We start from the raw sequence: 2,633 nt of genomic DNA, 5'->3' as shown, positions 1-2,633 counted from the left end.
TGACGCCTGGGCGACGGCGCGAACTGGTCGCGCACGTCCAGGCGTCCCACCAGGTGAGCGAACGGCGTAGTTGCGTCGCTCTCGGCGTCGATCGCTCGTCGGTGCGATACGTGTCGCATCGGCCGGATCAGGCGCCGCTGCTGCTTCGCATCCGCGATCTGGCGGCGACGCGGACGCGATACGGCTACTTCAGGATTTACATCCTGCTACGCAGGGGGGGATGGTTCGTGAACCACATGGCGTAATCGGAAGTGGTCGTTCCTGGGATAGCTTGTCGTCCCCAGAAGAGGAGGACGGAAGATGACGTGTTATGTTGGCCTGGACGTGTCGATGAAGGAGACTGCGATCTGCGTCGTGGACGAGGCGGGCGATCGCATATGGGACGGTAAGTCGCGAACGGATCCGGATGCCATTTCGGCCGTGCTGGCGCGGAGGGCAGCCGGTGCCGTGAAGATCGGCATTGAGACAGGCCCGATGACGGTGTGGCTATGGCATGCGTTGACTGAACGGGAGCTGCCGGTCGTGTGCCTTCATGCCAGGCACGCTGCGGCAGCCTTGAAGCTCCAGATGAACAAGACGGATCGCAACGACGCTTTCGGGCTGGCAAGGCTGGTCCGCTCGGGCTGGTACCGGCCGGTCGCTGTTCGCTCAATGGACACGCACCGTTTGCGCGCGCTCCTGATCACGCGAGACCAGCTGGTGGGTATGAGCACCGCGCTCATCAACAAGATACGTGGCCTGGCGAAGACTTTCGGCATTCTGGTCGGACCCGGCAAAGGTGGCACCTTCGAGCGTCAGGTCCGGGCGACCCTGCCGGACGATCCGGTCGTCGCCGCCCTGTTCGAGAGCCTGCTGTCGATGGTGGCGACGTTGCGAGAGCGATAGCATGCTATTGCCAAGCAGCTCGGCCGGATAGCCCGGCAGAGCAACGCCTGCCGCTTGATGATGACGATGCCTGGTGTCGGTCCGCTGACGGCCGTCAGCTTCATGACCACCATCGAGGATCCTCACCGGTTCCGACGCTCGCAGGATGTCGGCGCCTATCTCGGCCTTACCCCGCGTCGCTTCCAGTCAGGCGAGGTGGACATCAACGGCCGCATCTCCAAGTGCAGAGATCGCCTCACCCGCAAGCTGCTATTCGAAGCAGCCAACGTCATGCTGTCGCGGACCTCGCAGGCGTTGGCGCTGAAGGACTGGGGCGCCGCCGTCGGTCGGAGATCGGGCTTCTGGAAGGTGCGAGTTGCGCTGGCCCGCAAGCTGGCGGTGATCCTGCACCGGATGTGGATCGAGGGGCGAGCCTTTGACCCGAAGGTGACTGCCATGACCTAATAGCCGCTCCCGAGCTGCCGCCCCGCCAGGGTGCGGCCACGGCCATCTCGTGACTCGCTTCGTGACCATCTGGAACACGGGAACCACATCGAGAGGCCGGCGATCTGGCGCTACGCTGAGGCTGCACCCGTGCTGACCTCGAAGACGACAACGATGCGCAAAGCAGATCGACTACGAGCACCTTGGCAAACGGCTTGACCGATTAGACGACAAGCGGGTGTACCGGCTCTACCGGGAGGATGGTCTGAGCCTTCGGCTCAAGCGGCCCAAGCGCAACGTCAGCGCTGCCAACCGCGAACGACAGCCAGCAGCCTTGGCGGCGAACGAGATGTGGTCGATAAACTTCGTCTCGGACGCTCGATGGCCGACGGCTGCGGGCGCTGACGGTGGTGGACGCTTTCACGCGCGAGGCGCTAGCGATCGACGTCGACCAGGGTATCAAAGGCGAGCAGGTGGTCGAGGCGATGACGTGGATCGCGCTGTCGCGTGGCGCACCGCAGAGTATCCGGGTGGACAATGGGCCGGAGTTCATCTCGAAAGCGCTCGACCGCTGGGCGTACGAGAACGGCGTGACACTGGACTTCAGCCGGCCTGGCAAGCCGACGGACAATGCGTTCGTGGAATCGTTCAACGGCCGCCTACGGGACGAATGCCTGGACACGCATTGGTTCCTGTCGCTCGAGGACGCCCGAGCCAAGATCGAGGCTTGGCGGCGGGACTATAACGAGAGCCGTCCTCACACATCGCTTGGCTGGCTGACGCCGATCGAATATGCTGCTGCCGCGGCCAAGATAGCCGCCGAATGAACGCCGGATACTCACCTCAGGACTGGATGAGAAACCGGGGGACCCTCACAACAACGGTCGGTCTCTGGCTGCCGCTGAATGAAAGACGGGGGTCAGGTCACTCCTGCTCACATTAAACGGCGCTGTGCTCACAATCATCCGGCCGTGCTTGCAATCCACATTGCCTGCTCACGCTTGTAGATATCAGGGCTGATTGGCACTAATCTACCAGCGCTAGATGGCACTCCTCGCAGCGAAAGCTCCGAATGCAGCGAACTGCCGAAACTGCAGCTAAGTTCGAGATCATAGCGTGAGTCACCAACCGGTAGAATGAAGCCAAATTCTGTCTTTGGGAGTTCTGTATGAGTGAGAATATCATGGCGATCCGCCGCGAAGGCCAGAAGCACGCATGCCTCGCCGCCCAAACTGAAGGCGAGACACAGAAGGCTCATTTTGTTCAAGCTGCGATTTGCGATGCAATCGCTGACTTTTTAGAGGACCCTAAGAAGCGAAAAGAGC

The 2,633-nt window shown here is 61.9% G+C and carries 2 protein-coding genes and 2 pseudogenes; all 4 read left to right on the top strand.

What is annotated here, in order from left to right; translation table 11 throughout:
• Positions 1-236, top strand: a pseudogene (locus tag RH91_RS18875) (IS3 family transposase); the annotation flags it as partial.
• A gap of 64 nt (positions 237-300) precedes the next feature.
• Positions 301-885 (top strand): IS110 family transposase, encoded by a 585-nt coding sequence (locus tag RH91_RS22890; protein WP_010164787.1) that lies wholly within the window; start codon positions 301-303, stop codon positions 883-885.
• Between the two features lie 57 nt (positions 886-942).
• Entirely contained in the window at positions 943-1,329 is a 387-nt protein-coding gene (locus RH91_RS22885; protein ID WP_232283596.1) for a transposase, read from the top strand.
• 199 nt (positions 1,330-1,528) lie between these two features.
• A pseudogene (locus tag RH91_RS18865) lies at positions 1,529-2,135 on the top strand (IS3 family transposase); the annotation flags it as partial.
• Positions 2,136-2,633 lie beyond the last annotated feature (498 nt).

The sequence above is a fragment of the Sphingomonas sp. PAMC 26617 genome, assembly GCF_000242835.1.
Lineage (GTDB): Bacteria > Pseudomonadota > Alphaproteobacteria > Sphingomonadales > Sphingomonadaceae > Sphingomonas.
The sequence above is the reverse complement of the archived record's forward strand: the minus strand, read 5'-3'. Positions and strand labels throughout refer to the sequence as shown.

What these genes read in the sequence shown, in the direction of transcription:
- RH91_RS22885 (WP_232283596.1), top strand. Translation starts at nt 943, where the DNA reads ATGATGACGATGCCTGGTGTCGGTCCGCTGACGGCCGTCAGCTTCATG.
- RH91_RS22890 (WP_010164787.1), top strand. Translation starts at nt 301, where the DNA reads ATGACGTGTTATGTTGGCCTGGACGTGTCGATGAAGGAGACTGCGATC.